Below are 26,985 nucleotides of genomic sequence, written 5' to 3'. Positions count from 1 at the left end.
GGATTACTATAGTTCAATCAAGATTGCTACAATCTAGGAATTATATGACCTCGAAGCCATTCAGTAAGTTGGTCTCGACTTAACTGACCAGAAGCTACTCGTAAAATCACCTGTTCTTGTTCGTCCACTGCTGCATTAATCTCATAGCCGTTTAAGACAAGGAAAACTTCCATTACAGCATGACCAATACGTTTGTTGCCATCTATAAAAGGATGGTTTTTAATCAAAGAAAAACAAAGTGCTGATGCTTTTTCAATAATGGTAGGATAAAGTTCTTCTCCACCAAAGGTCATTTGTGGTTGAGCTATAGCTGACTCCAATCCACCTATATTAGCAATACCTGCCGAGCCACCAGATTGCTCAATTACGCGGTGATAAAGTTCTACAATCTCAGTTAGAGTCAGATAACGCATTAAGCTAACCGTTGATACAGTTCAGAATTTTTTTGAAGAACATAATCTGTAGCTTCTTTAAAAGTCACTTCTGACCGCTCCAGTAACTCTTCAACACTCTTCAGTACTAATTCTTCTAACGATATCCCAAGATGAGTAGCTGTTTCTTGAAGTTTTAGCAAATGCTCGTCAGTAAGTTGAATCGTAACTGTATTCATTGCTCTATACAAATATAGTTATACTACTAATGTAGCACTAAAACTTTTATATATTCAAAGAAATGAAGAGCAGTAAATTAGGCAAATAGTATAGCAATTCTGAATCATTTAGAAAAAACTTTATTAGCATCCTAAAATAGATTTCACAATAATCACCAATTGAGTCACTATCTCAAGTGATGTAGCAACTGAACCAATTGTGCTAGCCATTCCTGCTATTGTTGCTGCAATAGAATCAAAGCTAGCTCCTGCTACAATCATCGGTACTAACGTACCTGCTACACTAACAATTCCAGTAATACCTACACCTGAAAGAGCTAGGATACCACCAACTACAGTAACTATGATACCCCATTCCAATGGAGTAGGGTTATGACAAACTGAAACTTGTGCAATTATAAGCGTTGCTAAATGAATTGTGCTCACGTTTATGTTTATTTGTAAGCTTGTTTGATGATGATTATTGTATTTTGTAGTATTTTTTATTGATAATAGGGGAAATACTTAAATGTATGCTTAGTTTTTTAAATCTTCTCTTAGCGAGTAATTCCCATACAGTACTTAAATTTTTTCTGACACGGGACGGGCAAGATGCCCGTACCACAAGAAATAGCAGGTGACTTTAGTGACGCAAAAGGTTCACAAATCGCTAAAATAAACCTCTGTCCCCTTGGTGCGTACTTCCATGACCAGCATCTCCTCTGCTCCTTTTTCTCCTGAAGAAATTGCTGATGAAGGTTTAAAGCCAGAAGAATATGAAGAAATTGTGCGCCGGTTGGGACGCCATCCCAATAAAGCTGAACTTGGAATGTTTGGGGTGATGTGGTCCGAACATTGTTGCTACAAAAATTCTCGCCCTTTACTCAAACAATTTCCCACAACAGGACCCCGCATTCTTGTTGGTCCCGGCGAAAATGCAGGTGTTGTCGATCTAGATAATGGTTTGCGACTTGCATTTAAAATTGAATCTCATAACCACCCCTCAGCGATTGAACCCTTTCAAGGAGCTGCAACAGGTGTCGGCGGTATTCTTCGCGATATCTTTACAATGGGTGCGCGTCCCATTGCTGTTCTCAACTCCTTACGCTTTGGTTCCCTAGAGGATGCTAAAACACAACGGCTTTTTAGTGGGGTAGTAGCCGGAATATCTCACTATGGTAATAGCGTTGGGGTTCCCACAGTCGGTGGGGAAGTATACTTTAACCCTGCTTACTCTGATAATCCCCTTGTGAACGTTATGGCACTTGGGTTGATGGAGACGCCAGAAATTGTAAAATCTGGTGCATCTGGTATAGGCAATCCCGTACTATATGTAGGTTCTACTACCGGACGGGATGGTATGGGAGGTGCAAGTTTTGCGAGTGCAGAACTGAGTGAAGAGTCTATGGATGACCGTCCTGCAGTGCAAGTAGGCGATCCTTTTCTTGAAAAATCGTTGATTGAAGCTTGTTTGGAGGCATTTAAGACAGGGGCTGTTGTGGCTGCACAGGATATGGGCGCTGCTGGTATCACCTGTTCTACCTCAGAAATGGCAGCTAAAGGTGGTGTAGGTATTGAGTTCGATTTAGATAAAATTCCTGTTAGGGAAACGGGAATGGTTCCTTACGAGTACTTGCTTTCTGAATCGCAAGAACGGATGCTCTTTGTTGCTCATAAGGGACGCGAACAAGAGTTAATTGATATTTTCCATCGTTGGGGATTACAAGCAGTTGTGGCGGGAACTGTCATTGCCGAACCTATTGTCAGAATTTTATTTCAAGGAGAAGTTGCTGCAGAAATTCCTGCTCGAGCTTTGGCAGAAAATACGCCACTGTATCATCGAGAATTGTTGGCAGAACCACCGGAATATGTTCAAAAAGCTTGGGAGTGGACTGCTGAGTCTTTGCCGCCTTGTACTGCTGCGGGTATTGAGATTCAAGGTCAGTTCCACAGTTGGAATGATATTTTGTTAACTTTACTGGATGCACCAACTGTGGCTTCCAAACGTTGGGTCTATCGTCAATACGATCATCAAGTACAGAATAACACTATTCTGTTACCGGGCGGTGCTGATGCTGCTGTTGTCCGGTTGCGCCTTCAGGAGGAGGGGGAGATTGGGGGCTTGGGGTCCCCTTTGGGGTTGGGGGCTGGGGGAGAGGGGGGGAGTCATCCCAGTACCCAATCGCCAGTACCCAATCGCCAAAGCGCTATAGCAGCTACAGTTGATTGCAATCCCCGTTATGTTTACCTCGATCCCTATGAGGGGGCTAAGGCAGTTGTGGCTGAGGCTGCACGCAATCTCAGTTGTGTGGGGGCAGAACCTTTGGCGGTGACTGATAATTTAAATTTTGGTAGCCCGGAAAAGCCTGTTGGTTACTGGCAATTAGCTGAAGCTTGTCGCGGGTTGGCTGAAGGTTGTCGGGAACTGGCAACTCCGGTGACTGGTGGTAATGTTTCTCTCTATAATGAAACTCTTGATTCTCAAGGAAACCCACAACCCATTTATCCTACTCCTGTTGTGGGTATGGTGGGGTTGATTCCAGATCTAACTCAAATTTGCGGTCAAGCTTGGCAAGCAGAAGGCGATATTATTTATCTGCTGGGTTTACCTGTGAGTGTAGAATCCAAAATCCAAAATCCAAAATCCAAAATCGAACTGGGTGGTTCGGAGTATCTAGCAACTATTCACTCTACTGTGGCTGGTAAACCACCAAGAGTGGATTTTGAATTGGAACGTCAAATACAGCAAGTTTGTCGCGAGGGAATTCGTCGGGGTTGGATTCGTTCGGCTCATGATTGTGCTGAGGGTGGATTAGCTGTTGCTGTTGCTGAATGTTGTATTGCAGCTAAACTCGGTGCGGAAATTCAGTTACCGATATCTGTCAATAGCCAAGCAGGGGGGAGTTCTTCTCTCCGTTGGGATGAGGTGCTTTTTGGTGAGGGCGGTGCGCGAATTGTAGTCTCTGTTGCATTTGAACAACAAGAAACCTGGGAGACTTTCTTAGGGGGACAAGTTGCTAATCACTGGCAAAAACTTGGCAAGGTTGGAAAATCCGAATTGGGTTTGCGGGTTTTAACAACTGATAACCAAACTTTAGTTAGCGTTAGCATAGATGATGTAAGCGATCGCTATTTCAACGCGCTTGAAAGGCGTTTAACCATCCAGAATACTTCCTCTAGTTAAAAGAGAATGAGTTGTTGGGAAGGAAAAATAAAAACATTAACTCCTTCCTTCTGAAACTATTGGCGTTCGGCGATAAGGACTGCGATACTGTTTTAATGGATGGTTAAGATTTTTTTAAGACTTCTCCGACTATCCTCTTAATATATCTATCCCCAAAAATTTAACACCCCCATCAGGAGCATAGCCAGCATGATCCCCAACCGTTCCGCCCATGCAGATGACCATCCAGAGTCATTCAATAACTCAAAGAATAATGCAGATAATCGCCCGGATAAACCAGAAGAGGCATGTGGTGTTTTTGGTGTTTATGCACCAGAGCAAAATGTTGCGAAACTAGCCTACTTTGGATTGTATGCTCTCCAGCACCGGGGTCAAGAATCGGCTGGGATTGCCACATTTGAGGGCGAACGAGTTCATTTACGTAAAGACATGGGGTTGGTTTCCCAAGTTTTTAACGAGTCGGTTTTACAAGATTTGGTAGGCGCTATAGCCGTCGGTCATACTCGATATTCAACAACAGGGTCGAGTCGCAGAGTCAATGCTCAACCTGCTGTGGTTGAAACTCGTTTGGGTTCTCTGGCACTGGCACATAATGGTAATTTAGTCAATACAGGACAACTGCGCGAAGAGTTGGTGAAGAACAACTGCAATCTAGTGAGTACAACTGACTCAGAAATGATTGCTTTTGCGATCGCACAAGAAGTCGATGCAGGTAAAGATTGGTTAGAAGGTGCTATTCGGGCATTTCATCGTTGTAAAGGAGCCTTTAGTTTGGTCATTGGCACTCCCGATGGAATGATGGGAGTCCGCGACCCCAACGGTATTCGCCCTCTTGTCATTGGCACTTTGGAAGGAAATCCAGTTCGTTACGTTCTCTCTTCTGAAACTTGTGGCTTGGATATTATCGGTGCTGAGTACCTGCGCGAGGTACAACCAGGGGAGGTTGTTTGGATTAATGATGAAGGTTTGGCATCATTTCAATGGACTCCCAAGGCGGAGAGGAAACTGTGTATTTTTGAGATGATTTATTTTGCCCGTCCCGATAGCGTCATGCATAACGAAAGCTTGTACAGCTACAGAATGCGTTTGGGACGACGATTAGCTCAAGAATCTTTTGTGGATGCTGATTTGGTCATTGGCGTTCCTGATTCTGGTATTCCAGCTGCAATTGGCTATTCCCAAGCCTCTGGTATTTCCTATGCGGAGGGGCTGATTAAAAATCGCTATGTGGGGCGTACTTTTATTCAACCCACACAAACAATGAGGGAATCGGGTATCCGCATGAAACTGAATCCTTTGAAAGATGTGCTGTATGGCAAACGGGTTGTAATTATCGATGACTCTATTGTTAGAGGAACTACAAGCCGGAAACTGGTTAAAGCTTTGCGCGATGCTGGTGCGCTAGAAGTGCATATGCGAATTTCTTCTCCTCCGGTGACTCATCCTTGCTTTTATGGCATTGATACTGATAGTCAAGACCACCTAATTGCTGCCCGGATGTCGGTGGAAGAAATTGCCAAGCAACTTGAGGTGGATACTCTGGCGTATTTGAGTTGGGATGGTATGGTGGAAGCTACGAGAGAAGAGTCTGGTAGTTTTTGTTCTGCTTGCTTTACAGGAAAGTACCCCGTTCCCGTTCCCGAATCACTTAAGGATTCTAAGTTGATGTTGGAAAAGACCGCAGTGTAGGTTTTTTTTGAACCGCAGCCTGTAGCAGACGGACGTGGATAATTTTTGAATAATTATCTGCGTCCGTATTTTTTTCTAAAAAATATCGGGATGCCCAAAACGCCTTAAAGAAGCTTTAATACCAATTCCCTATATCTTTGAGACAAATGCGATCCCCCCTAGCCCCCCTCTGGGGTTGGGGGGAGATGGGGGGATCGTGTGTAGCGATCATTTGGAGAATTGGTATAATTTTGCGAAAATTAAAGCTTCTTATCCTTTAGGTAGGCAAACATATGAGAATGTAACGATATTCACAGAAAAGATTAATACTTACTGCTTCTTATGAAAGATGTTGTAGGAGAGCAAAGGTTGTTACCTTTCTCTTGAAATTATCTTTAAAACAGTTATGCTTCCTAACTTTCAAAATAATACGTGTGTTTCACCTGAGTACAATGGGTTTCTTGAAGAGTACTGTAAACTACTAAAGTACTCTGTAGAAATCTCACAAATTTTAGTTTTAATTAGAACTTTAGAAAAGGGAAATACCCAACTTATTCCTTTATACAACCTGGCTGTAGAGGCGTACTTCAAAGCTACGGCTACTTACATACGAATGTTAGCAATACGCGAGCAGCTTTTTCAGAAGTATTGGAATAATATCCACTAGTAAGGTTTTGAGAAGGAAAATCCGAAAGTTCGACTACTTTATAAGAGCTTTCGTCATTTAGCGAAAACATCCACTGATTTTTGCTAGTAATCCATCGAGTTTAATGGGTTTACGGACAAAATCATTGGCTCCTAACTCTAATCCTTTTTGCACATTAGCTTCTGAGCATCCTGAAACGAGCAGAATACAAATAAAGGGTAATGTGTTATTTTGGCGGATACGTTGAGTTACTTCTATGCCGCTCATTTTGGGCATCATAATATCTAGCAGCACTAAATCTGGTGGTGAAGCTTCAATTTTAGCTAGAGCCAAACAACCATTTGTTGCTGTATCAACGTCATAGCCCTCTGCCGACAAAGCTGTTTGATATAACTGTAAAGTAAGCGTGCAATCATCCACAACTAGGATACGCCGACGTTCATTTGACTGCATAAAGTAAAATTTTATCAATTAAGTGATATTGAAATTTTATTAAACTAAGTATTTATGCTTGCAGACTTCTCGAACGTTGAAATCATTCCTTCGGAAGATATAGATAACGTTAAATGTCAAGGTTGCCTGTCTTTTTAGAAAAATAGTATAAAATTATACATTTATATAAAGTTTACCTAAAGTATGAGAGAATCTACTGACTGCAAGCAATGGATATACTTAAGCTTTCATGACCTAACAATATTAACGAATTACGCTCTATCTACCAACCTAATGATACCCAGAATTAAAACTTTATAATTATTCTGATAATTTTACTTCTGTTGTAAAAATTCGATATTAGGTACTAGCGGATCGGAGACGATTCCTACGCCTGTAAAACCCCAACGTTGAAGTAAATTTCCGAGTTGAGAACTGGGAAGCGATTCCACAGAAAAGCGGTTTGCTACTTCTCCAGCATGGGTGTTGAGGTAACTCAAAGCATCAAAGTTTTCGCGAAACAAGAGCAAATATGTTGAAGCATTATCGGGATTGGGATATGCTACGAGATAACGACCGTCGGCTTTTGAGCGTAGTAAGTAATAGACTTCGGAGAACATATGTTTGTTAATGGATAGTGGTTGGTAGGATAACTACTGTAGGGGCGCAAGGCCGCCGCGCCCCTACTAACTATCAACAACTAACCACCAACTAATTTAAATTTTCTAAACGAATGCGGGGGTCGGCGATTTTTAACAGTAAGTCTGCTACTAAGTTACCAATACTTAGCAGTACGGCACTCATCACTAAACTCGCCATCACTAAATATAAATCTTGGGATTGTACTGCTAATAAGGTTAATCTTCCCAATCCGGGCCAGTTAAAGAAATATTCGGCAATAAAAGCACCACTTAATAAACTGGCAAGTTCAAAACCTAATAAAGTGATTAACGGATTAATGGCGTTGCGGAGGGCGTGAACGTAAATGACTCGGTTTTCTGGTAATCCTTTAGCACGAGCTGTTTGAATGTAATCTTGTCTCAATACATCCAACAACTCTCCTCTAGTAATACGTTGCAAGCCAGCAAAACTGGTAATACTGAGTGCGATCGTTGGTAAAATCATGTGCCAACCAATGTCTAATATCTGACCGAACCATGTCAATTCGTTGAAATTGATGCTTGTCATTCCACCTACTGGAAAAACGGGTGAGGTGTTTTGAGCAAAAATTAGTAGAAACAGGGCAGTTACAAAGCTGGGGAAACCTTGCCCGATGTAACTGATGACTTGAAAAATTCGGTCAACCCACTGATTTTGTTTGACGGCAGCAATGATTCCTAAAGGAATAGCGATCGCCCACGTTACAATGAGAGAGGAGACTGCTAGCAGTAAAGTTGCTGGTACGCGCTCCCATAGAAGTGATGATACTGAACGTTGGTAAACAAAGCTCGTACCAAAATCTCCTCTTGTCAGAATTCGCCACAACCAAAGCCCAAATTGCTCTGGCCAAGACTTATCAAGACCGAATTGTCGTCTGAGTTCTTCAATTCGTTCTGGGGATATTTTCGGATTTTGCCTGAGAGTGTCTACGTAATCTCCTGGTGCTAGTTGAATAATAAAGAACGACAATGCCGACGCCAAAAACAGAGTTAACAGCGCTTGCAATAGTCGCTTCATTATGTAAAGAAATGTGTCGCTAGTGACCACCCTTGTCACCCAATCGCGACTTCCTTCTAAGGAGATTTTTGAAGTAGTCATTTGTTGTTTATCACTGGTCACTGGTCACTGGTCACTGGTCACTGGTCACTGTTAAATGACTAATATTCTACAAGAGTAATAATTGGTGCATCCGGCAAATGTTTCCGTCCTTGTAAATCCCGTAGCTCGATGATAAACCCAAAACCCACAAGTTCGCAGCCAATTTGCTTTACAAGTTTTGCTGTTGCAGCAGCAGTACCACCTGTGGCAATTAGGTCGTCTACTACAAGAACTCGGCAACCCGATTGTAAAGCGTCTTTGTGAATTTCCAAACAATCCGTACCGTACTCAAGTGCATACTCAACAGAGTGAACTTCTGCTGGTAGCTTCCCTGGTTTGCGGACGGGAATAAAACCTGCTCCCAGTTTATAAGCAAGTGGTGTGCCGATGATAAACCCTCTTGACTCTATTCCTACCACGTAGTCTGCTGTAAGGTTGGCGTCTTGGATTTTGTCTGCAAATAAGTCTACTGTGTATCGTAGCCCCTCTGGGTCGCGCAGTAACGTTGTGATATCGCGGAATAAAATTCCTGGTTTGGGAAAATCTGGAATGTCACGAATGAGAGATTTTATATCCATAGTCAGCGATTATTAGGGATTCACTGGTCAGGTGGTCACTGGTCAGGTGGTCAGGTGGTCACTGGTCAGGTGGTCAGGTGGTCACTGGTCACTGGTCAGGTGGTCAGGTGGTCAGGTGGTCATTGGTTACTGGTCACTGGTCACTGGTCACTGGTCCCCAACCACTACGTACCGCAAAAATCGTACACTATAATGTCATACGCTTGGTATTGAGTTTTCAGCAAAAAATCCGTTGACGATCGCTGGAATCTACACCAAGCTGGTGATGTAACAATTTCTATCCAAGGTTAAGGCAGGTGAATTTATGCTTGAATAAAGTTTAAATTTTAGTATACGGAAAAGTTAGTGTAAAAAGAGTAAGTAATGTATGTGATAGGAATCTTGCCACAACTGAGCCGAGTCGAATTTTAAAAATTGGCTTGCTTATTTTAAATTAGTTTTACCTGTTTTGTTAAAGTCGTACAAGGTCTTTATAATGAATGTCTCTGCTAGTGTAACCCCTTATAATAGCCCAACCCCTAAGTCTTTGCCGATGATTCTGGACTCTTTACCCGAACCGACGGTGGAGGGACAGGGTTGTCCCCGCCGAACTCGGATGCAAATTGACTTAATATTACTGGCGATTGAAGCTTTGGAGCTCGGTGGCTCGGAAGCTATTTTGGCATTTGCTGAGGAGTTGGATCTTAAAGGTATTGTAAAAAATCGGGTCAATTTGTGGCGAATGCGGAGTACAAATCCTTTGCGAAGAGCACATACTCGTCGTATCTTGACTGTTACAGAGGCAAAAGCTTTAGTTGTTATTGCGTGTTACATAGCGCGACGTCTGACTGTTGTGATTCGTCAGTTGTTAATGGTGTATCAACAAATGGTTGAAAAACAGATACCATTAGAACAAAATTTGCGTCTCTCAAATTATCTAGAACGATTTAGAGCGCATTTCAAAAGCCGTATGAATCCCCGACGGTCTGGTTTAACTACATTAAATTCTGATGAAAAATTAGATGAACTGGCTATAAATTTATTGGGACAACTCTTATTTTGTACCGGTACATCTGGAATGCAAAGGTTCTGGATTAGTCTATTTGACGGTGAAGTGGAATGAATATTCAGCGTAAGTATAGTTTACCTAATTGTACTCTCCTTCTGGAGGGTTTGAGTGATGCTACAAGAGCGGCGCATCTTCAAGAATTGCGTCCGGAATTATCGATATTGGTAAATGCAGAATGTTATATATCTGGATATACAAAACCTGTATCAGGAGGACGAGAGTTTTTTGAAAGTTTCGTAAGGGTTGTTAGCGCCTATGCTCAAGAGTTTTTAAGCAATATACCCCATCCTCAAGCACATGACTCAGAGTCGGAATTGGTACAGTTACAAAAAGTGAGTCGCGATCGCCACAGATTAGTTGTACACTCTGAGAACGCATCACAAGCAACCAGCGCAAATTCTCACAATCAACACGCTACTGAAATCGATTTAAACACAGTACAGCTTTTTGATTTAGTAGAAGCCATAGACCAATTTTTCGCAGATAGCCAAACACTACCAGAGTTGTCGTTAAAAGTACAACCGATTGCCAGACGATACGGCAACTTCAGCCAAGCTTTAGTCAAGCAAGCAGTTCCAGCCGGTATAGGTGTCACCAGTTTAGCGGCGGCAGCTGTTGCTTTTAGCATCTTTCCAGTCCCTGAAGTCCGGACTCCGCAACAAAACAATACACAATCAACTAGCAACACGACATCTCCTACTAACAGTGTTGCTTCTCCTACTGTCGCACCCACACCGACTCCCAACGAACCAATAGCTGCAAGCCCCACTTTCACCCCCACACCCGCACCTACAACGACTGCTGGTGCGCCCACACCTGCTCCTCTTGCTGCATCTGTGAATCCTACAACACCTACACCTACTCCCACAGTACCTACAGCAACTGCTAATCCAACTCCCAACCCAACTGAGGTTAAAGATTTAGAAGCACTTTTAAACACGGTTCCCGAAATCACGGATGCATCAGTATTGCGTGCATTGCAACGCCAAGTTTACAACCAAATTAATCCAGAATGGTCGAATCGCTCGGCATTAACTCAAGACTCCGTTTTTCGAGTTGGTGTTGCAGGGGATGGTTCCCTTGTTGGCTATAAAGCAGTCAATAAAGCGTCCAATGATACTGTAGCGAATACTCCTCTACCCAAGCTTCTTTATAATCCTGCGGGTTCGCGAGGTCCTATTGCCAATGAACCAATAGCCCAATTCAAAGTCGTTTTTACAAATCGAGGCATTTTGGAAATTAGCCCTTGGCGCGGCTACACAAAAACGCCAGAGGTTGTAGGTAACAAAATTACTGATGCCAACACAGTTAGTACTCTGAATAAGAAACTGACTGACACTATCCGCCAAGGTTGGAGTAATAAAACTTCTTTTCCAAAAGATTTGAAGTATCGGGTAGCCCTGACTAAAGAGGGAACGATCGCGGATTATGAACCCCTCAATCAAGTGGCTTTTGACTATTTCCGACAAACACCTCTTCCCAAAATGTTCCAAGACGTTTATGGTACAAATGTAGCTGCAGCCAACAGCAAAGAACCTCTTGCTCACTTCCAAGTCGTCTTCAAGCCTGACGGCAATCTTGAGGTGACTCCTTGGAAGGGGTACGGGAATTAGGGATTGGGGAACTCGGGGCCCCCTCTGGGGATAAGGGGCAATGGGGATTGGGGACTAGGGACTGGGGAGTAGGTAAACAAGAAGGTACAAGTTACTTAATCCTAATCGCCAATCCCCAATCGCCAATCGCCAATTGCCAATCCCCTATTTCGTAATTCTCTTCATATAATTGCCCCAGAGTTGTGCTGCTTGAGCGCTACTACCAGATGTAGGAGCGTTATTGTCGTTTCCCAGCCAAATCCCTGTTGCTAGCCGTCGTTGGGGAATAAAGCCGATGAACCACAGGTCAACATTTTTGTCTGTTGTACCCGTTTTGCCTGCTTCTCCTAACCCAATGGCTGCACTGCGACCCGTTCCATTTGTTACAACTCCACGCAACATCCGCACCATTGTATCGGCAACTTCAGGTGATAAAACTCGCCTGTTGGCTTCTGGATCTTGGTCAAAGGAATAAATCACGCGACAAGTCTTTGGGTCATTGCGATCGCGGCAATCGCTGCTATCTAGTATTCTACTAATTGCATGGGGACGGTTCCATACACCGTTGTTCCCAATAGCACTAAACGCACCGGTCATTTCTAATACATTAACTACACTCTGACCCAGTATTAACCCAGGTACCGCTTCCAGATCGGATTTGACTCCCAATCGCTGTGCTGTTGATATAACTTTATCTAGCCCTACATCTTGAGCTAGTCTCAAGGCAATAGGGTTTTCAGATAAAGCTAACCCTGTGGCAACAGTCAAACTTCCCGCACCCGTGCGACAGGGCTTATAAGTAAAGCCTCCCCAACGAAAAGGCGAACAAGAATAAGATTTGCTTGGTGAAATTCCTTGCTCGATAGCTGTTGTGTAAGCAAAAACTTTAAAGGTGGAACCGGGTTGTCTTTTTGCTTGAACGGCACGATTGAATTGGCTGGTTTTGTAATCTGTACCGCCTACCATAGATAAAATCGCACCTGTTTTAGTATCAAGAGTTACCATCGACCCTTGAGAAAACCCAAAATTTCTTCCGGCGCTGCTAACTTGATTGCGTAACGCTAATTCCGCTTGTGATTGAATTTGTGGGTCTAGCTGAGTTTCAATAATAAAATTCCCCTCAGTTGCTAACTCTTTTCCCAAAATTTTCTCTAGTTCTTGAAAGACATAACTATAAAAATAAGGAGCAATGGTTTTTGCTTGTCGTTCGCAAACTTTGGAACTGACTTCAACAGGCGATCGCCTTGCTCTGTTATACTCATCCTGTTTAACTTTGCCCATTTCTAGCATTCGTCTCAGGACGCGATTGCGATATTCTATAGCTCTGAGCTTGTTGTCGCTATCTCCACAAAAGTCGAAAGCATTGGGGGCGGGCAGAATTCCTACCAGTGTTGATGCTTCTGCCAGTGTTAATTCTTTGGCTGACTTGTCAAAATAATACCGAGATGCATCTTCAAAACCCGATGTATCTGCTCCCAAAAAAACTCTGTTTAAATAGGTCAGCAGAATGTCATCTTTACTGTAAAACGTTTCTAATTTTAAGGCGACAACCGCTTCTCGGAATTTTCGTCCGAGAGAATCTTGTCTGCCTACGTAACCTTGAAATAAACTCCGGGCGACTTGTTGGGTAACAGTACTGGCTCCCTGTTGGACATCACCACTACGAGTATTAATAAACACTGCTCGTAAAATTCCCAATGGATCGACCCCAAAATGCCAGTAATAGCGACTATCTTCAGAAGCGACAACTGCTGCGGGCAAATAAGGACCAAAATCCTGCAACCGCTTCATATCAATGTGAGCGGTTGTTCGTGGTTCTCGCAGTCTTGTTTCTCCATCACGAGCATAAATTACCACTGGTGCTCGCGTTGCACCAGGTAATGGTCTGACATTGACTTTTAACGATTCAACACCAATGACAAGTGCTGCTAGGGAAACCGCGCCAGTTAAACCCAACCCTGCCCATCCTGCTGCTCTAACATACCAAGCAGGTGGGTTAACATACTGTAATCTGACTGAAGCTGCTAGTTCTGGCGGACCTAGAGTCAGAACATCACCATGACGCAATTCTAAGAATTTTAACCGTCGCTTGCCTCGATAAATGCCATTTGTCGATTCTTCATCTTTAATGACAAACAGGGGAGTTCTTTGGTTAGAATCCCTGGAGAGTGATAGATGAATTTGACTAACGACTGGATTGCGAACAACGATATCGCAAGACTTAGAACTGCGTCCCAGTATATAGCGATCGCCCAATAGGGGATATACTTCTGCTTTATCTGCCCCCGCATCCTGCACCCAGAGTTCCGGTACTTTGGCATTAGGCTTGAGTGCCAGTTTAGAGAAATCTACTCTAGCTTGAATTGTCTGTACTGCTTGAGTTATTTGACCAAGCAAAGTTTGTGGCTTTTGAGGCGGTTGGGGGGAACTCATCTGCTATTCACACTACTGTGTATGAGTGAAGAACCGGGATTTATTTGTCTTTAATACCAAGTATTCCACCATTTTACTCATAAGGTTATGAAGACGTTGGCTTTAATTGACAGTTCCCGATTCAAGTTAACTATTTATATCTGTTGACTGATGTTATTAACTTTGTCACATGTTTATCTTGTTATAGCTTGTTTTTTCATTGTCATACTTATTTTAACTGTAAGGTAACAGGACAGAGGTAAGTTCTGCTTGTTAATGATTATCTTTTACTAAAAATTGATAAATTTTCCTTTAGTAACACATAAATATATTTTAATGCAAAAATATATCTCCTCATTTAGGATGATTTTCTATGTGCCATTGTCTGTTTAAATAAGCGGAAGTACTCCGTTGAGGTGTTGAGGTTAAGTAAGTATGAACGGAAAATATTTAGCCTTCATTGGTACAGCTATTGCTTTAGCATTTTCAAGCAATGTTGCTGTTGCCCAATCAAGCAAGTTTGAGCGAATTGCTCAGGGTAACCAGCCATCTACTGCTAAACCATTCAAACTTTCTCCAGAGGGCAAGAAAATCCTGTGCCAGAATTTCCCACTGAATTCTCAGTGTCAAGGTGCAGGCGCAGCATCTCAAAGTCCTTCTAGCAGCGGACAAACCAAACCGTCTGACAGCAGCACAACTCCTGGAACAGGTACACCAGGATCGGCCCCAGCAGAACCCGGAACCGTAAATAATCCTAGCGGTACCACTGATGTTGCTCCACCACCTGTTACTACACCAGGGACAGGAAGTGGGGGAAGCGGTACTCAGATAGCTCCTCCTTCTGATACAACAGGCTCCCCTGACAGCGTACCCCCAAGCGGCACAACAGGTTCCCCCGACAGCGTACCCCCAAGCGGCACAACTCCTGGCAGCACAAAGCCTGAAAGCATAACTCCTGACAGCGCGAACCCCGACAGCACAGTTTCACCAGGCACAGCTCCAGCCGACCCTGCCACTACAGATACTCCTAGTGGTACTACTGAAACTACACCTTCTGATGGACCAGGTAGCAATACCCCTTCTACCACTCCTGGCTCCGGCTCCGGTTCTGGCACAAGCAGACCTCGTTAATTCGTATATAATTTGTAACTCACTTCCGGGTGCAATGAATCTTTAGGTATAAGTATAAGGGAGAAGTAAAATGATAGGATTTTACTTCTCTCTTTCATTTCGCCATTGGTCATCGACCGTTTGTCATTCTTCATTGGTAAGGATATCAGTAGTACCGTAGTACTGTAGAGTGGCATTGCCCACCAATGGCGAATGATGTGGTGGGCAATACCCACCCTACGTGTTTAGGCAATCGAATGGCACTCTCAGGGAGTATCTTTATTTGGGACGGCTGACTTACCTATGATGTGAAGTTGGTGTTTTTTGAAACGTAGAAATTAATAGACAAGCAATACCGACATTAATAAAAACATCCGCTAAATTAAATACAGGAAAGTTAATTAACCGAAAATCGAGAAAATCGACAACATAGCCCAAAATAAATCTGTCAAGACCATTACCAATTGCCCCTCCTAAAATAAAACCGTATCCCAATCGATCCCAAAAATGTAATGCAGGACCAAACAATGCCATTGCTATCAACACCAGACTGACCCCGAATGATAACCAGCGCAACCACTCTACTTTTCCGGACAATAAACTAAAAGCCGCACCAGTGTTGGTCACATACGTAAAGTGAAATATTCCAGGTAATATGGCTTGCGTTTGTCCCAAGTAAAAAGTTTGCATTATCCAATACTTCGTCAGTTGATCTAAGCAAAAAGCCACTATGGCAGCAATCCAGAAGAGATTATTTTTTATACGCATACTAGTAAAACATAAGATGGCGTAGCACATATGCTATGACAACGACAGCGCAAATCACAGCAAGTTGTCCTGGTAATGCAAACCAAGAATATTTAAGCATTGCTTGCGTTAAAGACAAAGTTTCTGTGCCTTGCAATTTTAAAACAGAACTAATAATCAAATAAGTAATACCGCAGATGTGGACGGTTAACAAGCCACAAAAACAACTAAAAGTCAGAGTTTCTAGCTTGGGTTTAGCTTTAAAGGCAAAATGTCCACAAATCCATGCCCCAGGAATAAAGCCTAGCAAATAGCCAAAGTGAGATAACTTGACGTAACCAATTCCACCACCTTCAGCAAATACGGGTATTAGAGTTAAGCCCATAACTAAGTAAGCAATTTGTGAGAGTGCGCCAGCATTTTTGCCTCCCAAACAACCAACTAGCAGCACCCCACCAATTTGATAGGTGACTCCCAGTGAGAAAGTGTGAACTCCCTGGTGGCTCCAACTCCAAGGTAAGGTAGTAACATGAGCTTCTAAGAACGTACCACCCATTGTCAGGAGTAAGCCAATCATAGACCATAATAATTGATTGGATGCAGCTAGCATTTCCACAGCACTCTCGTGAAGGACTTGTATAAATAAAAGTGAAAAATAACTAATATTATCTTATTTTTTAAATTATTGAATGAGAAATATTGGTTAATGAAAGGTAGTAGTAACTACCTCTATCTGGAGAATGGGAACTGGCGATTGGGGATTGGGAGAAGAATTATTGTGACGCGATCGCTCTAGTCTATTGCCCGTAATTAGCTGTCTTAAAAATAGAAATCATAAAGATACCGTATTTTTCATCTCTCTTTTAGTACAAATATATTAAAAAAGTTCATTTGTTTTTCAAAAAATTTATTTCAAGAAAATATTGTCAGTCAAGAATGTTAACTTTTGTAATATCGATTAAACTAGGATGATTAGCTTTGGCCTTGTTAACCTTTTCTTTACTCTACAGCTGTATAGTATAAACGCTTAGCTGGAAAATTCGTAAAACTACACGTTCATGCTTTTCCGTTACCCTGTCATTAATTCTTCTCGCCTAACGAGAACAGCTTCAGTACTCGCACTTGCCCTGAGCTTAGCTGCTTGTGGTGGTGGAGAACAGCAAGCACAAACTGGTAATAACACTAGTGAGAATACTGGAACTGCTACAAATACAACTGCTACCGCACCTGGAAAACTCGATTTAGGTGGCAATGTATCCTTAACTGGTGCTGGAGCATCTTTCCCTGCACCTTTGTATACAGCTTGGTTTCAGGGACTCAATCAAAAATATTCTAGCCTGCAAGTTAACTATCAGTCTGTTGGTAGTGGTGCAGGTGTCGAGCAATTTATCAAAGGTACGGTTGATTTCGGTGCCAGCGACGTTGCTATGAAGGATGAAGAAATCAAGAAAGTAGACAGAGGTGTTCTTTTACTACCGATGACTGCTGGTAGCATTGTGGTAGCATACAACGTGCCTGGAGTGGAGCAACAGATAAAGCTACCTCGGGAAGTTTATACCGATATCTTCCTTGGAAAAATCAAGACCTGGAACGATCCCAAAATTACTGCCGCCAACTCTGGTGTTAACTTACCCAATACACCAATTACAATTGTACACCGCTCAGATGGTAGTGGAACTACAGGTGTTTTCACGGAACACTTAAGTACAATAAGTCCAGAATGGAAATCTAAAGTTGGTAGTGGTAAAACTGTCAGCTGGCCTATTGGGGTAGGTGCTAAAGGTAATGAAGGTGTAACTGCCCAGATACAGCAAACACAAGGTGCTGTTGGTTACGTTGAGTATGGCTACGCCAAACAAAACGATCTGAAATTTGCTTCTTTAGAAAACAAAGCAAAGCAATTTGTTGCGCCTTCGGATGCATCAGCAGCAAAAACTCTGGAATCTGTTACATTGCCAGAAAATCTCCGCGCTTTTATTAAAGATCCAGAAGGGGCAGAATCTTACCCCATGGTGACCTACAGCTGGATTTTGGTTTACAAGAAATATCCTGACGCTGCAAAAGCCAAGGCAGTGGAAGCTATGATTGAATATGGCTTAACAGAAGGTCAAAAACTGGCTCCAGAACTAGGATATGTTCCCCTTCCTCAACCTGTAGTGCAAAAAGTTACAGCTGCTGCTGATGCAATTAGCCCCGATTACAAAATTGCGGGAGGTGCTCCTGGTAATACAACTACTGCTACTACTACTGGCAAATAGAGAAACAAGACTTACAAATTTTAACAAGGGCTTGTGAAAATGGTCATTGGGCATTGAGCGTTGGGCATTGGGTTTTTCTCTGACCTCTATTTTTATGTTTGTTAATCATGGGAAAATCCCTCCCCCCTAACCTCTACCCCCTACTCCCTTTTCCAAGTTCGCCGTCACCCATTTCATAAACACAAGCAGAACCGCTGAAATAATCTTAACGGTTACCTTGTTTAAAACATGAAATTGTAACTTCGATCTTTGTGCGGTTCGCTCCCACTTTTTTTCGTTAATGAGTCAATCAATGGATGAGTATGCAAGCTGAGAGTCGTCAACCTACTATTCAACCTCGCTCTCAAGTAGAAAAATCAGTCGATAATGGCTTTATCTGGTTAACTCGGATTTTTGCAATAGCAGTTGCTGCACTTTTATTGTGGATTGCAGTTCAAGTGGCTATTCAAGCAGGACCTGCAATTCGAGAATTTGGTCTTGGTTTTTTAGCAAAAAGCGCTTGGAACCCCGTCGCAAATGATTACGGAGTGCTACCGCAAATCTATGGAACCTTAATGAGTGCTTTTATCGGGTTACTTATAGCAGTACCAATCGGTGTTGGTACTGCTGTGTTGTTGAGCGAAAATTTGTTACCATTACCTGTAAAAACAGTCATAGTTTTTTTAGTAGAACTGCTAGCAGCTATTCCTAGCGTTGTTTATGGAGTTTGGGCAATTTTCGTCCTCATTCCTATCTTGACGGGTATTGGAAAATGGTTGAATGCTAACTTTGGGTGGATTCCATTGTTTAGTACCGTTCCTACAGGTCCAGGATTATTACCTGCTGGTGTTATCTTGGCAATTATGGTTCTGCCAATCATTACAGCTATATCCCGCGATGCTCTCATTTCCGTACCTTCTAGTTTGCGTCAAGCAGCTGTGGGGTTGGGAGCAACTCGATGGGAAACTATTTTTAAAGTTCTCATTCCGGCTGCTTTTTCTGGTATCGTCAGCGCGGTAATGCTGGCACTCGGTCGAGCAATGGGAGAAACCATGGCTGTCACAATGATTATTGGTAACGCTAACACGATTAGTCCTTCGTTGTTTGCACCATCCAATACAATTTCTTCGCTACTGGCAAATCAATTTGCAGAGGCAAGTGGTTTGCAAGTCAGCGCTCTAATGTATGCAGCGCTAGTTCTGTTTGTATTAACTCTGATAGTTAACATTCTGGCAGAACTGATTGTTTTAAGAGTGAAGCGACTGTAGGAAGTGGGTGTATTTAAAATATGGCAACTGTTCCAAACCAACCAGGTGGCGGATTTACTGGTAACTTAGCTCGCGCTCCTATGTCATCTCGAACGCTTTTTAGTTCGGTAATGACGGGTATAGCATTTCTATGTGGAGCATTGGCTCTTTTGCCTTTGTTGGCAGTATTAAGTTACGTTCTCATTAAAGGCTTTAGCAGTCTCAGCCTCGATTTGTTTACCAAACTACCACCACCTCCTTTAGTGAAGGGTGGCGGTTTTGGTAACGCAATTATGGGAACCTTAATTATGGTGGGGATTGCCGCTTTAATTAGCGTTCCATTTGGAGTCTTGGCAGCTATTTATTTGACAGAATTTAGTAGTGGTAAATTATCCCGATGGATTCGCTTTGCCACTAACGTTCTGAGTGGAGTTCCCTCTATCATCGCTGGGGTTTTTGCTTACGGTATTGTTGTCGCGACAACAGGTGGTTTTTCAGCAGTTGCTGGTGGCGCGGCTTTGTCAATTCTCATGTTGCCAATTATTGTGCGAACCACTGATGAAGCTTTGCAACTCGTATCAAAAGATTTGCGACAAGCTGCTGTGGGTTTGGGAGCAACTAACTTTCAAACGGTTTCCTGGGTAGTCGTACCCGCAGCTGTACCTGCTATTGTAACTGGCGCAACTCTAGCGATCGCTCGTGCGGCTGGGGAAACAGCCCCCTTGCTATTTACCGCTCTATTTTCTCAGTTTTGGCCGAGTACTTTATTTCAACCCACTGCTTCTCTAGCAGTGTTGGTCTTTAACTTTGCAATTGCTCCCTTTAAGAACTGGCAATCGCTGGCTTGGGCAGCATCTCTGATCTTAGTGTTGTTAGTTTTGATTACGAGCATCATTGCTCGTTGGGCAACTCGCGAACGCCGCTAAGCACGCATAGTTTCACGACTCTAAGATTCAAACCTCAGAAAATTTTATGGCAACTAACGTTAGAAGCGAAAATCAAACGGGAACCGTTTTCCGTACAGAAGGGCTTAATGTATACTACGGAAATTTTTTGGCAGTAAGGGATATTTGGCTTGATGTTCCCAGAAATAAAGTCGTTGCTTTTATCGGTCCTTCTGGATGTGGTAAAAGTACATTACTGCGTTGCTACAACCGCCTCAATGACCTAATTGAAACTTTTCGAGCCGAAGGAAAAGTTTTTTATCAAGGTGAGGACTTGTATGCACCTCATATAGATCCTGTTGTAGTACGTCGAAGAATTGGAATGGTGTTTCAAAAACCAAACCCATTTCCAAAATCAATTTATGACAATGTTGCCTTTGGTCCTCGCTTGAATGGGTACAAAGGTGATATGGATGAACTTGTAGAAAGATCCCTCAAACAAGCAGCTTTGTGGGATGAAGTCAAGGACAAACTCAGACAAAGCGGATTGTCTCTCTCCGGGGGACAACAACAGCGTTTGTGTATTGCTCGTGCGATCGCAGTTCAACCAGAAGTCATTTTAATGGACGAACCTTGTTCTGCACTTGACCCCATATCTACTTTACGTGTTGAAGACCTGATTCACGAACTCAAAGAGCGGTACACAATCATTATTGTGACCCACAATATGCAGCAAGCTTCGCGTGTATCCGATCTAACCGCCTTCTTTAACGTCCAAACCTCGGAAAAGGGTGGTCGTACAGGTTACCTCGTAGAATACGATCGCACGGAATCGATCTTCCAAAACCCACAGCAAGAAGCAACTAGAGAATATGTCAGTGGTAAATTTGGTTAATAACCACATCTACTAGTTGTAATTATTAGTAATTAAGCAGTTTCTTGACAAGATAGTGGGGTGAGCGATGCTCACTCTTATTTTTTTCATATTTCGGAAAGTCACAAATATTCCCTAGATTTTGCCATACTGTAACCAGTTTTTCCAAAATCTTAACCCTGATTCCAAGCGGGCAGCGAGAATCGAACTCGCATCAATAGCTTGGAAGGCTATGGTTTTACCACTAAACTATGCCCGCAAATTTCCTACTATTTAAACATAACACAATGTTTGGGAAATGACAAGTGGTTATTGGTCACTGGTCACTGGTCACTGGTCACTGGTCACTGGTCACTGGTTGTATAGTGATGCGTACAACAAGAGTGCTGACTGGAGGCTTTTTCCCGTTGATACTCGCTGGAGTAAATTTTTGGTCTTTAAAAAGTTCTAGCGCATACTCTCGATATCGACTGCTTTGAGGTTCTGAAATTGATGGAGGTATATAGACATCGGTGAGATTACCACTGCTGTCAATCAATAAGGATGCTTGGAAGGTTATGGGTCCAGGTGTGGGTTCTTCCTCAGATGAAATGTTTAATTCTTTTTGCTGAATTTTTCCTATGGGCTGAGCTAAGTCTTCTGGAGTGCCTTTTTGTACGTCACCTGTTTCTATATCCCAACTCGCAATCCCTATTCCTCCTTGTTGCGGAGTTGGTGATTGCGATTGCACTGGTGGAGCTAAATCTTCCAATGGCGTTTCTTTACCTACAGCCACTTCACCTTCTGTATTGGGCAGATTATCTGGTAAGCTATTAGTCTCGGTCGGTGAAGGACTAGGGCTGGTAGTGTCTTCAACACCTGGGCTAAATGAAGGAGTAGGTTCTGGAGTCTCTGTGATGTTAGGTGAAGGAGTCGATTCTGGTTGCTCGTTCTGAGGAGTCTCCGGTGACGAAGTGGGTTCTGGTGCTTGCGTTTGTAGAGGAATAGGATTTGTTGGTTTTGGATCTGGCTGAAATTTTGGTTCTGGCTTTACAACAACTTTTTTAGGTTGAGGTTTTGGGTTTTTGGGTTTAACGTTCTGATTGATTGAGGTTTGCGGAGTATCTGTAAAGGCGATGGCGCGATTGTCTTCAACAGGAGACGATTTGGCTGCTGAAGTCTTTGGACTCACTTGTTTTGGAGGTGTGACTGAAGAAGGTTTTTGCGCTGTTGGTTGTCTTGTTAGTGAAGCTTTTGTTGGAGTTTGTTTTGCCGGAATCGTTATAAATTCTATAGGTACGGCATTAGAAGAGTTTTTTTGCAAAAGGTTAAATCCATGCGATCGCAACAACCAAAATAGTAGCAGGTGTAGAATTATAGAACTCAAGGCGACAGCAATCCATAAACCAGGTGGATCGGTATGTCGCCTGTAAGTTCTTTCTGGTATTGGAGTTTGGTCAGCAACAGGCTGTATCATATAGCAATTTTCACTTGAATGAAGTACAGATTTATCTGCGTTCGTCTGCGTTCATCAGCGGTTCCATAACTTTTTTATGTATTGCACCCAATTGAAAACCGCTATATTTATAAAGTTATTAGATAGTGGTTAGTCGTTAGTCGTTATTTTTCATACTAACTACTAATCACTAGCCACTCACCACTCACCACTCACCATTATCTCTTAGTGAGCATTGTTTGTTCTCGTAAAAGCTGCCAACCAAGTCCATCTAAATCTTGCTTATCAATTGCCAAATAATACGAGAAACCCGTATCAAGAAGTCCATCAACTAGTAACTCTAATCCCTTCGATGTTATCAAACTAATTTCAAAAAGTAATGCATCCTCATCACCAAAAAAACCATCTATCATATTGTGCCGCAAACCCCAGTTTCGTTTATTCGGCAACTATAGTGTATCTTAGTAGGGTGCTGTTCGAGACAACGCAATGAAGCTAGTTCTAAATCTTTATCAACAAAATAATCACCGCTATCTGGCTCAACTGCAACAAACCAGTTGTAATGAGTTTCTATCAACTCAGAGCTGACTTTATCAAAAATGGGTTTGCAACGTTGATAAAATTCTTCACGTTCTGCTTCCCACTTGGCAAATTGTTCTTCAGTCCATTGGATTTCGGGGAATATTCGCCCCCGGCGTGCTGTACGAGTAGGTTTGCTTGTTGTCATAGTTCTCACCTTAAAACACAGCCAAAAAACAATTATTCCATCTTGTGAGAGATTTAGTTTCTTACTTAATTGTTATATACGTAGTCCAATTTTGGTGGGCATTGCCCACCCTACTAACTAACCATTATCTATTAACTACCACTTCTGGGGTTACGGAGAAGGTAAGAACTGTTTCGTCTACTCCTTTCAGTTCTAAGGGGCTGCATTTGGTAATTTCTTCGTCCTGTAAATAATCTGCTACGGCTGCAGAAACTAGTATAGTACCGGGAAGTGCTGCTTGTTGCAATCGCGCTGCAATGTTTACACTCGGACCGATGGCTGTGTAGTCAGCGCGTTCGGAACTGCCAAACATTCCTACGACTGCTGTCCCTTGATGGATACCGCAGCGAAACTGAACGCCTGTACGTCCGTCACTTTCAAACACTCCTTGCTCTCTCCATCGCTTATTTAATTGTGAGAGCGATCGCAGCATAGCTCTTGCTGTGTTAATAGATCTTCTAACTTGTTCGTTGGGTGTGAGTTCTTCTGGCGCTCCAAATAGAGCTAATATGGCATCTCCCATAAACTTATCAACTGTACCGCCGTTATTAAATACGGCTCGTGTCATTTCTTCTAAATATTCATTTAATAATTCTGCAACTCGACGCGATCGCAAAGTATTTGATAATTGAGTAAAACCTACAATATCGCTGAACAAAACTGTAATTAAACGGGGTTCTGGTCGTAAATCTAAAACTAGATCTCCAACTGCTGCTTTTTGTACTAAAACTGTTGGCAAAAACCTTTTCAAAACGGATTCTGTCAAATAAGTATTCAATTCTAAAACCCGCCGTTCGTTTTCTTTTAGGGCTAAAAGATTCCTAACTTCTGCAAGAAGTTCGCGATCGTTAAATGGTTTTGCTAAATAAGCATCTGCTCCGCGTTCTGTCCCTTCAATCCGAGTTTCCTCGTCAACTTTTGCTGTCAGTAAAATGATAGGTATTCCTTTTAACTTCTCCTCGTTGCGGATTTCCCGAATCATTTCTAATCCTGATATCACAGGCATCATCAAATCGCTGACAATTAAGTGAGGTACAAATTCTTTGGCAATCCGCAAGCCTTCTAAACCGTTACGGGCTGTACGGACTTGATATCCGTTAGCACGTAAAATTCCAGACACGTATATTCGCAAATCGGCATTATCATCTACTACTAAGACTAAAGCAGTGGAAGTGTTGGAGGAATGAGTGGCTGCTTTCTCTTCTTCCAATGTCCCTTGTCCCCAATTCTCCGTTTCTTCTTCTATAAGTTCTAAGTCAGCTAACTCTACGCTAGCGCGACTCATATTTAACTCGCATGGTGTTTCCAGAACCTGCTCTACGTTTAAGTGAGCGCTACCGGGAATTAGGGACACTGTGAAGGTTGTTCCTTCTTTGTATACTGATTGAACAGTGACTTCACCCCCATGAAGTTCTACCAATTCTTTAACAAGAGCCAAACCCAAACCACTTCCTTCATAGGAGCGATTCTCTGAACCTTCTGCTTGACGGAAACGCTCAAATAAGTAAGGAATTTGCTCTTTGACAATACCAATTCCGGTATCTTGTACCTGTAGTAAACATTGATTTCCTTGCGATCGCACCGTAACGCTAATCGTGCCACCATTTGGGGTAAATTTCATAGCGTTCGATAGGAGATTATACACTACTTTGTCAAATTTTTCTATATCCAAATAGATTCTGGGACAATCTTCTAGATTGCTGAGCAGTTGTAATCCCTTTTTTTCGCAATAGGGGCGAAACGATTCTATAATTTGATTGACAAATTCAGCTAAATTACAGGGACGGAAACCGGGCTGCATGCGACCAGCATCCAACCTTTGTAAATCTAGCAATTGATTGACAAGTCGTAACAAACGACGAGAGTTCCGTAATGCGATCGCACTTTGGGAGTAAGACAGCCCTTCTTTAGAAGCCACTGCTGCTTCCAAAGGTCCTTGAATTAAAGTTATGGGAGTGCGGAACTCGTGAGAAATATTTTGAAAAAATTCAGTTTTTTGTTTATCTAATTCTAATAAACGCTCGGCTTGTTCGCGGGTTTTTTGATAGAGGTGGGATTGCTGTACGGCAATAGCTGCTTGAGATGCAACGGCTTTCGCCAGATCTATTTCTGATGCGAGCCATTGTCTTGCCCTATTATTTTCCCGCAAGGTAATACTCCCTATGATTTTACCATCAGCGAGTAAAGGAACTACCAGAAGCGAGCGGGCAGGGAGTCGTAATGGCAAATCAAATCCTCTGATTTCCGGCGGACATTGGTTCATATCGGCGATCGCAATTGGTTCTTGCATCCGCAGTATTTCTTGTAAGATAGGATTTTCTTGAATAGACGACTGAGATATGGGTAAATCTTGCTTCCCATTTTGCTCGTGCTTGCCAAAATTTTCATTTAATAAAGTAGTATAAGAATTCTCATATAAACCTACACGTTGGACAAATTCATCTTCCTCTGTCCATAATGACAGAACACAACCGTCCACTTGTAAAGCTTGTCCTAGTTGTTGGGTAATAGCAGCAAAAATCTCTTGAGGATCTAAGCTAGAACGAATTGCACTAGTAATTGTATTAATCAGAGATTCCCGCTTTGCCAAAGCGCGGACTTGTTCGTAAGCATAAGCTTGAGAAAGAGCCAACGCTGCTTGATCTGCCACCATCATCACTAACTGCACCTCATCGTCCTCCCAAATCCGGGGAGTTTTGCACTGGTGTAGGGCGAGTACTGCCATCAGTTCTTGTCGGCAAATGAGAGGGACTATCAAGCTAGAAAAAATTTCCGCCTCTGCAAAAGCTGTTGCACGGCTTTTTAATTCGGGGCGATCGCTTTGAATGCGATCGTCAGTTGCTACTTGATTGATAACCTGAACCTCGCGAGTTTCCCATAGTGTCTGGGATATTGGCGATTGGCGATTGGCGATTGGCGATTGGCGATTGGCGATTGGCGATTGGCGATTGGCGATTGGCGATTGGGGTAATGGTTCTGTTTCCAGTTCCTTGTCCCCAGTCCCTAGTCCCAAGTCCCTAGTCTCTAGTTCCTTGTCCCCAGTCCCCAGTCCCCAGTCCCCACTAGCTTTCTGATAAATAAATTCCTCGTTCACCAGTTGGTTATCTTGAAAGGGACGCAAAAGACACACGTCCACCTCCAACATATGACCTACGGTATCTACAATTGCTTGTAAAATTTGGCGATAATCTAGAGCGCTACGAATCGTATTAGTAACAGTGTTCAGCAGCGATTCTTGGCGGAGGGTGCGGGTTAATTCGCGGGTTCGAGCTTTCAAAACATTGTGGGTATCCAAAGCTTGGCGTACCACTGTTTTCAGTTCTTCGGCTTCCCACGGTTTAGTGACATATTTGAAAACCTTACCAGCATTAATTGCTTCCACCAAATCTTCGACATCGGTGTAGCCAGTTAAAATAATCCGAATAATGTCTGGATATTGAGTTGCTGTTAAACTCAAAAATTCTGTACCACTCATCATCGGCATCCGTTGATCGGAGATGATGACTGACACATCTTCTTGTTTTGCCAATAATTCTAGTGCTGCTGGACCAGAGTTGGCTCTCAGTACTTTATAGTCTCTATAAAAGGTACGATATAGCAGATCGAGGTTGTCGGGTTCGTCGTCAACAACCAGAATAGTGGGTTTACTGTTTGCTTGAGATTTCATGCACCGCTTTCCTGCTGCAACGGCAGACGCATAAATAATAATCCGTAGTGGTAGTTATGTATCAGAGTTAGGTGAAAGCAGAACATTTTTAATAGTAGGGCTATTTGCCTA

At 42.7% G+C, this 26,985-nt stretch carries 24 protein-coding genes and 1 tRNA gene; 10 read left to right on the top strand and 15 right to left on the bottom strand.

What is annotated here, in order from left to right:
* Positions 1–26 precede the first annotated feature (26 nt).
* The 3 genes from ACKTT2_RS36560 to ACKTT2_RS36550 form a co-directional block, all read right to left on the bottom strand.
* The gene (locus ACKTT2_RS36560; RefSeq protein WP_407895882.1) at positions 27–413 is read right to left on the bottom strand and encodes a type II toxin-antitoxin system death-on-curing family toxin; all 387 of its coding nucleotides are present in this window, start codon (positions 411–413) and stop codon (positions 27–29) included.
* Positions 413–610, bottom strand: a complete 198-nt coding sequence (locus ACKTT2_RS36555) for a DNA-binding protein (protein ID WP_407895881.1) — start codon at positions 608–610, stop codon at positions 413–415. The genes ACKTT2_RS36560 and ACKTT2_RS36555 overlap by 1 nt, the downstream gene beginning before the upstream one ends.
* 123 nt (positions 611–733) lie before the next feature.
* Positions 734–1,036, bottom strand: a complete 303-nt coding sequence (locus tag ACKTT2_RS36550; protein ID WP_407895880.1) for a hypothetical protein — start codon at positions 1,034–1,036, stop codon at positions 734–736.
* A gap of 259 nt (positions 1,037–1,295) precedes the next feature.
* Between ACKTT2_RS36550 and purL the strand changes: the two genes are divergently transcribed.
* From purL to ACKTT2_RS36535, 3 genes are all read left to right on the top strand, one after another.
* The gene (gene purL / locus ACKTT2_RS36545) at positions 1,296–3,773 is read left to right on the top strand and encodes a phosphoribosylformylglycinamidine synthase subunit PurL (protein ID WP_407895879.1); all 2,478 of its coding nucleotides are present in this window, start codon (positions 1,296–1,298) and stop codon (positions 3,771–3,773) included.
* Positions 3,774–3,962: 189 nt separating this feature from the next.
* On the top strand, positions 3,963–5,462 hold the full coding sequence (gene purF, locus ACKTT2_RS36540) for an amidophosphoribosyltransferase (RefSeq protein ID WP_407895878.1): 1,500 nt from the start codon (positions 3,963–3,965) through the stop codon (positions 5,460–5,462).
* A 385-nt stretch (positions 5,463–5,847) separates the two neighbouring features.
* A complete protein-coding gene (locus ACKTT2_RS36535) occupies positions 5,848–6,108 on the top strand; it encodes a hypothetical protein (RefSeq protein ID WP_407895877.1) in 261 nt (86 codons plus the stop codon).
* 57 nt (positions 6,109–6,165) lie between these two features.
* Here ACKTT2_RS36535 and ACKTT2_RS36530 read toward each other — a convergent pair whose 3' ends face one another.
* From ACKTT2_RS36530 to ACKTT2_RS36515, 4 genes are all read right to left on the bottom strand, one after another.
* Positions 6,166–6,540: a response regulator gene (locus ACKTT2_RS36530; protein ID WP_407895876.1), complete on the bottom strand. Its 375-nt coding sequence runs from the start codon at positions 6,538–6,540 to the stop codon at positions 6,166–6,168.
* Between the two features lie 314 nt (positions 6,541–6,854).
* Complete coding sequence (locus ACKTT2_RS36525) at positions 6,855–7,139, bottom strand: hypothetical protein (protein WP_407895875.1); 285 nt, start codon at positions 7,137–7,139, stop codon at positions 6,855–6,857.
* A 91-nt stretch (positions 7,140–7,230) separates the two neighbouring features.
* The gene (locus ACKTT2_RS36520; protein WP_407895903.1) at positions 7,231–8,277 is read right to left on the bottom strand and encodes an ABC transporter permease; all 1,047 of its coding nucleotides are present in this window, start codon (positions 8,275–8,277) and stop codon (positions 7,231–7,233) included.
* Positions 8,278–8,336: 59 nt separating this feature from the next.
* Positions 8,337–8,855: an adenine phosphoribosyltransferase gene (locus ACKTT2_RS36515; protein ID WP_407895874.1), complete on the bottom strand. Its 519-nt coding sequence runs from the start codon at positions 8,853–8,855 to the stop codon at positions 8,337–8,339.
* Between the two features lie 475 nt (positions 8,856–9,330).
* Here ACKTT2_RS36515 and ACKTT2_RS36510 point away from each other — a divergent pair, with 475 nt between their 5' ends.
* Together ACKTT2_RS36510 and ACKTT2_RS36505 are read left to right on the top strand one after the other, a co-directional pair.
* On the top strand, positions 9,331–9,957 hold the full coding sequence (locus ACKTT2_RS36510) for a DUF3038 domain-containing protein (RefSeq protein WP_407895873.1): 627 nt from the start codon (positions 9,331–9,333) through the stop codon (positions 9,955–9,957).
* Entirely contained in the window at positions 9,954–11,516 is a 1,563-nt protein-coding gene (locus tag ACKTT2_RS36505) for a DUF4335 domain-containing protein (RefSeq protein ID WP_407895872.1), read from the top strand. The genes ACKTT2_RS36510 and ACKTT2_RS36505 overlap by 4 nt, the downstream gene beginning before the upstream one ends.
* A gap of 144 nt (positions 11,517–11,660) precedes the next feature.
* Here the strand turns inward: ACKTT2_RS36505 and ACKTT2_RS36500 are convergent, their stop codons facing one another.
* Entirely contained in the window at positions 11,661–13,928 is a 2,268-nt protein-coding gene (locus ACKTT2_RS36500; protein WP_407895871.1) for a transglycosylase domain-containing protein, read from the bottom strand.
* Between the two features lie 414 nt (positions 13,929–14,342).
* On the opposite strand from ACKTT2_RS36500, the gene ACKTT2_RS36495 reads away from it, so the two are divergent.
* Complete coding sequence (locus ACKTT2_RS36495) at positions 14,343–15,038, top strand: hypothetical protein (RefSeq protein WP_407895870.1); 696 nt, start codon at positions 14,343–14,345, stop codon at positions 15,036–15,038.
* Positions 15,039–15,314: 276 nt separating this feature from the next.
* On the opposite strand, the gene lspA is transcribed toward ACKTT2_RS36495, so the two are convergent.
* Both lspA and ACKTT2_RS36485 read right to left on the bottom strand, forming a co-directional pair.
* Positions 15,315–15,785, bottom strand: coding sequence for a signal peptidase II (gene lspA / locus ACKTT2_RS36490; protein WP_407895869.1), 471 nt, complete (start codon positions 15,783–15,785; stop codon positions 15,315–15,317).
* A 1-nt stretch (position 15,786) separates the two neighbouring features.
* Positions 15,787–16,374 (bottom strand): biotin transporter BioY, encoded by a 588-nt coding sequence (locus tag ACKTT2_RS36485; protein WP_407895868.1) that lies wholly within the window; start codon positions 16,372–16,374, stop codon positions 15,787–15,789.
* A gap of 448 nt (positions 16,375–16,822) precedes the next feature.
* Between ACKTT2_RS36485 and pstS the strand changes: the two genes are divergently transcribed.
* From pstS to pstB, 4 genes are all read left to right on the top strand, one after another.
* Entirely contained in the window at positions 16,823–18,022 is a 1,200-nt protein-coding gene (gene pstS, locus ACKTT2_RS36480; RefSeq protein ID WP_407895867.1) for a phosphate ABC transporter substrate-binding protein PstS, read from the top strand.
* Between the two features lie 296 nt (positions 18,023–18,318).
* On the top strand, positions 18,319–19,269 hold the full coding sequence (gene pstC / locus ACKTT2_RS36475; protein WP_407895866.1) for a phosphate ABC transporter permease subunit PstC: 951 nt from the start codon (positions 18,319–18,321) through the stop codon (positions 19,267–19,269).
* A gap of 20 nt (positions 19,270–19,289) precedes the next feature.
* Positions 19,290–20,174 carry a phosphate ABC transporter permease PstA gene (pstA, locus tag ACKTT2_RS36470; protein WP_407895865.1) on the top strand — a complete coding sequence of 295 codons (885 nt, stop codon included), beginning with the start codon at positions 19,290–19,292 and terminating at the stop codon, positions 20,172–20,174.
* 46 nt (positions 20,175–20,220) lie between these two features.
* Positions 20,221–21,027 carry a phosphate ABC transporter ATP-binding protein PstB gene (gene pstB, locus ACKTT2_RS36465; protein WP_407895864.1) on the top strand — a complete coding sequence of 269 codons (807 nt, stop codon included), beginning with the start codon at positions 20,221–20,223 and terminating at the stop codon, positions 21,025–21,027.
* A gap of 167 nt (positions 21,028–21,194) precedes the next feature.
* Here the strand turns inward: pstB and ACKTT2_RS36460 are convergent.
* The 5 genes from ACKTT2_RS36460 to ACKTT2_RS36440 all read right to left on the bottom strand — a co-directional run bounded on the left by ACKTT2_RS36460 (position 21,195) and on the right by ACKTT2_RS36440 (position 26,874).
* Positions 21,195–21,265, bottom strand: a tRNA-Gly gene (locus ACKTT2_RS36460).
* A gap of 78 nt (positions 21,266–21,343) precedes the next feature.
* On the bottom strand, positions 21,344–22,462 hold the full coding sequence (locus tag ACKTT2_RS36455) for a hypothetical protein (protein ID WP_407895863.1): 1,119 nt from the start codon (positions 22,460–22,462) through the stop codon (positions 21,344–21,346).
* A 197-nt stretch (positions 22,463–22,659) separates the two neighbouring features.
* On the bottom strand, positions 22,660–22,854 hold the full coding sequence (locus ACKTT2_RS36450) for a hypothetical protein (protein ID WP_407895862.1): 195 nt from the start codon (positions 22,852–22,854) through the stop codon (positions 22,660–22,662).
* A complete protein-coding gene (locus ACKTT2_RS36445) occupies positions 22,851–23,168 on the bottom strand; it encodes a hypothetical protein (RefSeq protein ID WP_407895861.1) in 318 nt (105 codons plus the stop codon). Before ACKTT2_RS36445 ends, ACKTT2_RS36450 begins: the two co-directional genes overlap by 4 nt.
* Positions 23,169–23,292: 124 nt before the next feature.
* Positions 23,293–26,874 (bottom strand): response regulator, encoded by a 3,582-nt coding sequence (locus ACKTT2_RS36440; protein WP_407895860.1) that lies wholly within the window; start codon positions 26,872–26,874, stop codon positions 23,293–23,295.
* Positions 26,875–26,985 lie beyond the last annotated feature (111 nt).

Source organism: Scytonema hankhaensis NUACC26 (genome assembly GCF_045865695.1).
In the GTDB taxonomy this organism is placed as follows: Bacteria; Cyanobacteriota; Cyanobacteriia; order Cyanobacteriales; family Nostocaceae; genus Scytonema.
This window is presented reverse-complemented; position numbering and strand designations above follow the sequence as displayed.

Bases quoted from the DNA above. Each gene is read 5' to 3' on its own strand.
- ACKTT2_RS36520 (WP_407895903.1), bottom strand. From the start codon at position 8,277: ATGACTACTTCAAAAATCTCCTTAGAAGGAAGTCGCGATTGGGTGACA.
- purF (WP_407895878.1), top strand. From the start codon at position 3,963: ATGATCCCCAACCGTTCCGCCCATGCAGATGACCATCCAGAGTCATTC.
- ACKTT2_RS36505 (WP_407895872.1), top strand. From the start codon at position 9,954: ATGAATATTCAGCGTAAGTATAGTTTACCTAATTGTACTCTCCTTCTG.
- ACKTT2_RS36515 (WP_407895874.1), bottom strand. From the start codon at position 8,855: ATGGATATAAAATCTCTCATTCGTGACATTCCAGATTTTCCCAAACCA.
- pstA (WP_407895865.1), top strand. From the start codon at position 19,290: ATGGCAACTGTTCCAAACCAACCAGGTGGCGGATTTACTGGTAACTTA.
- ACKTT2_RS36440 (WP_407895860.1), bottom strand. From the start codon at position 26,874: ATGAAATCTCAAGCAAACAGTAAACCCACTATTCTGGTTGTTGACGAC.
- purL (WP_407895879.1), top strand. From the start codon at position 1,296: ATGACCAGCATCTCCTCTGCTCCTTTTTCTCCTGAAGAAATTGCTGAT.
- pstB (WP_407895864.1), top strand. From the start codon at position 20,221: ATGGCAACTAACGTTAGAAGCGAAAATCAAACGGGAACCGTTTTCCGT.
- ACKTT2_RS36495 (WP_407895870.1), top strand. From the start codon at position 14,343: ATGAACGGAAAATATTTAGCCTTCATTGGTACAGCTATTGCTTTAGCA.
- ACKTT2_RS36455 (WP_407895863.1), bottom strand. From the start codon at position 22,462: ATGATACAGCCTGTTGCTGACCAAACTCCAATACCAGAAAGAACTTAC.
- pstS (WP_407895867.1), top strand. From the start codon at position 16,823: ATGCTTTTCCGTTACCCTGTCATTAATTCTTCTCGCCTAACGAGAACA.
- ACKTT2_RS36485 (WP_407895868.1), bottom strand. From the start codon at position 16,374: ATGCTAGCTGCATCCAATCAATTATTATGGTCTATGATTGGCTTACTC.
- ACKTT2_RS36535 (WP_407895877.1), top strand. From the start codon at position 5,848: ATGCTTCCTAACTTTCAAAATAATACGTGTGTTTCACCTGAGTACAAT.
- ACKTT2_RS36510 (WP_407895873.1), top strand. From the start codon at position 9,331: ATGAATGTCTCTGCTAGTGTAACCCCTTATAATAGCCCAACCCCTAAG.
- ACKTT2_RS36525 (WP_407895875.1), bottom strand. From the start codon at position 7,139: ATGTTCTCCGAAGTCTATTACTTACTACGCTCAAAAGCCGACGGTCGT.
- ACKTT2_RS36530 (WP_407895876.1), bottom strand. From the start codon at position 6,540: ATGCAGTCAAATGAACGTCGGCGTATCCTAGTTGTGGATGATTGCACG.
- lspA (WP_407895869.1), bottom strand. From the start codon at position 15,785: ATGCGTATAAAAAATAATCTCTTCTGGATTGCTGCCATAGTGGCTTTT.
- ACKTT2_RS36450 (WP_407895862.1), bottom strand. From the start codon at position 22,854: ATGATAGATGGTTTTTTTGGTGATGAGGATGCATTACTTTTTGAAATT.
- ACKTT2_RS36555 (WP_407895881.1), bottom strand. From the start codon at position 610: ATGAATACAGTTACGATTCAACTTACTGACGAGCATTTGCTAAAACTT.
- ACKTT2_RS36445 (WP_407895861.1), bottom strand. From the start codon at position 23,168: ATGACAACAAGCAAACCTACTCGTACAGCACGCCGGGGGCGAATATTC.
- ACKTT2_RS36500 (WP_407895871.1), bottom strand. From the start codon at position 13,928: ATGAGTTCCCCCCAACCGCCTCAAAAGCCACAAACTTTGCTTGGTCAA.
- ACKTT2_RS36560 (WP_407895882.1), bottom strand. From the start codon at position 413: ATGCGTTATCTGACTCTAACTGAGATTGTAGAACTTTATCACCGCGTA.
- pstC (WP_407895866.1), top strand. From the start codon at position 18,319: ATGAGTATGCAAGCTGAGAGTCGTCAACCTACTATTCAACCTCGCTCT.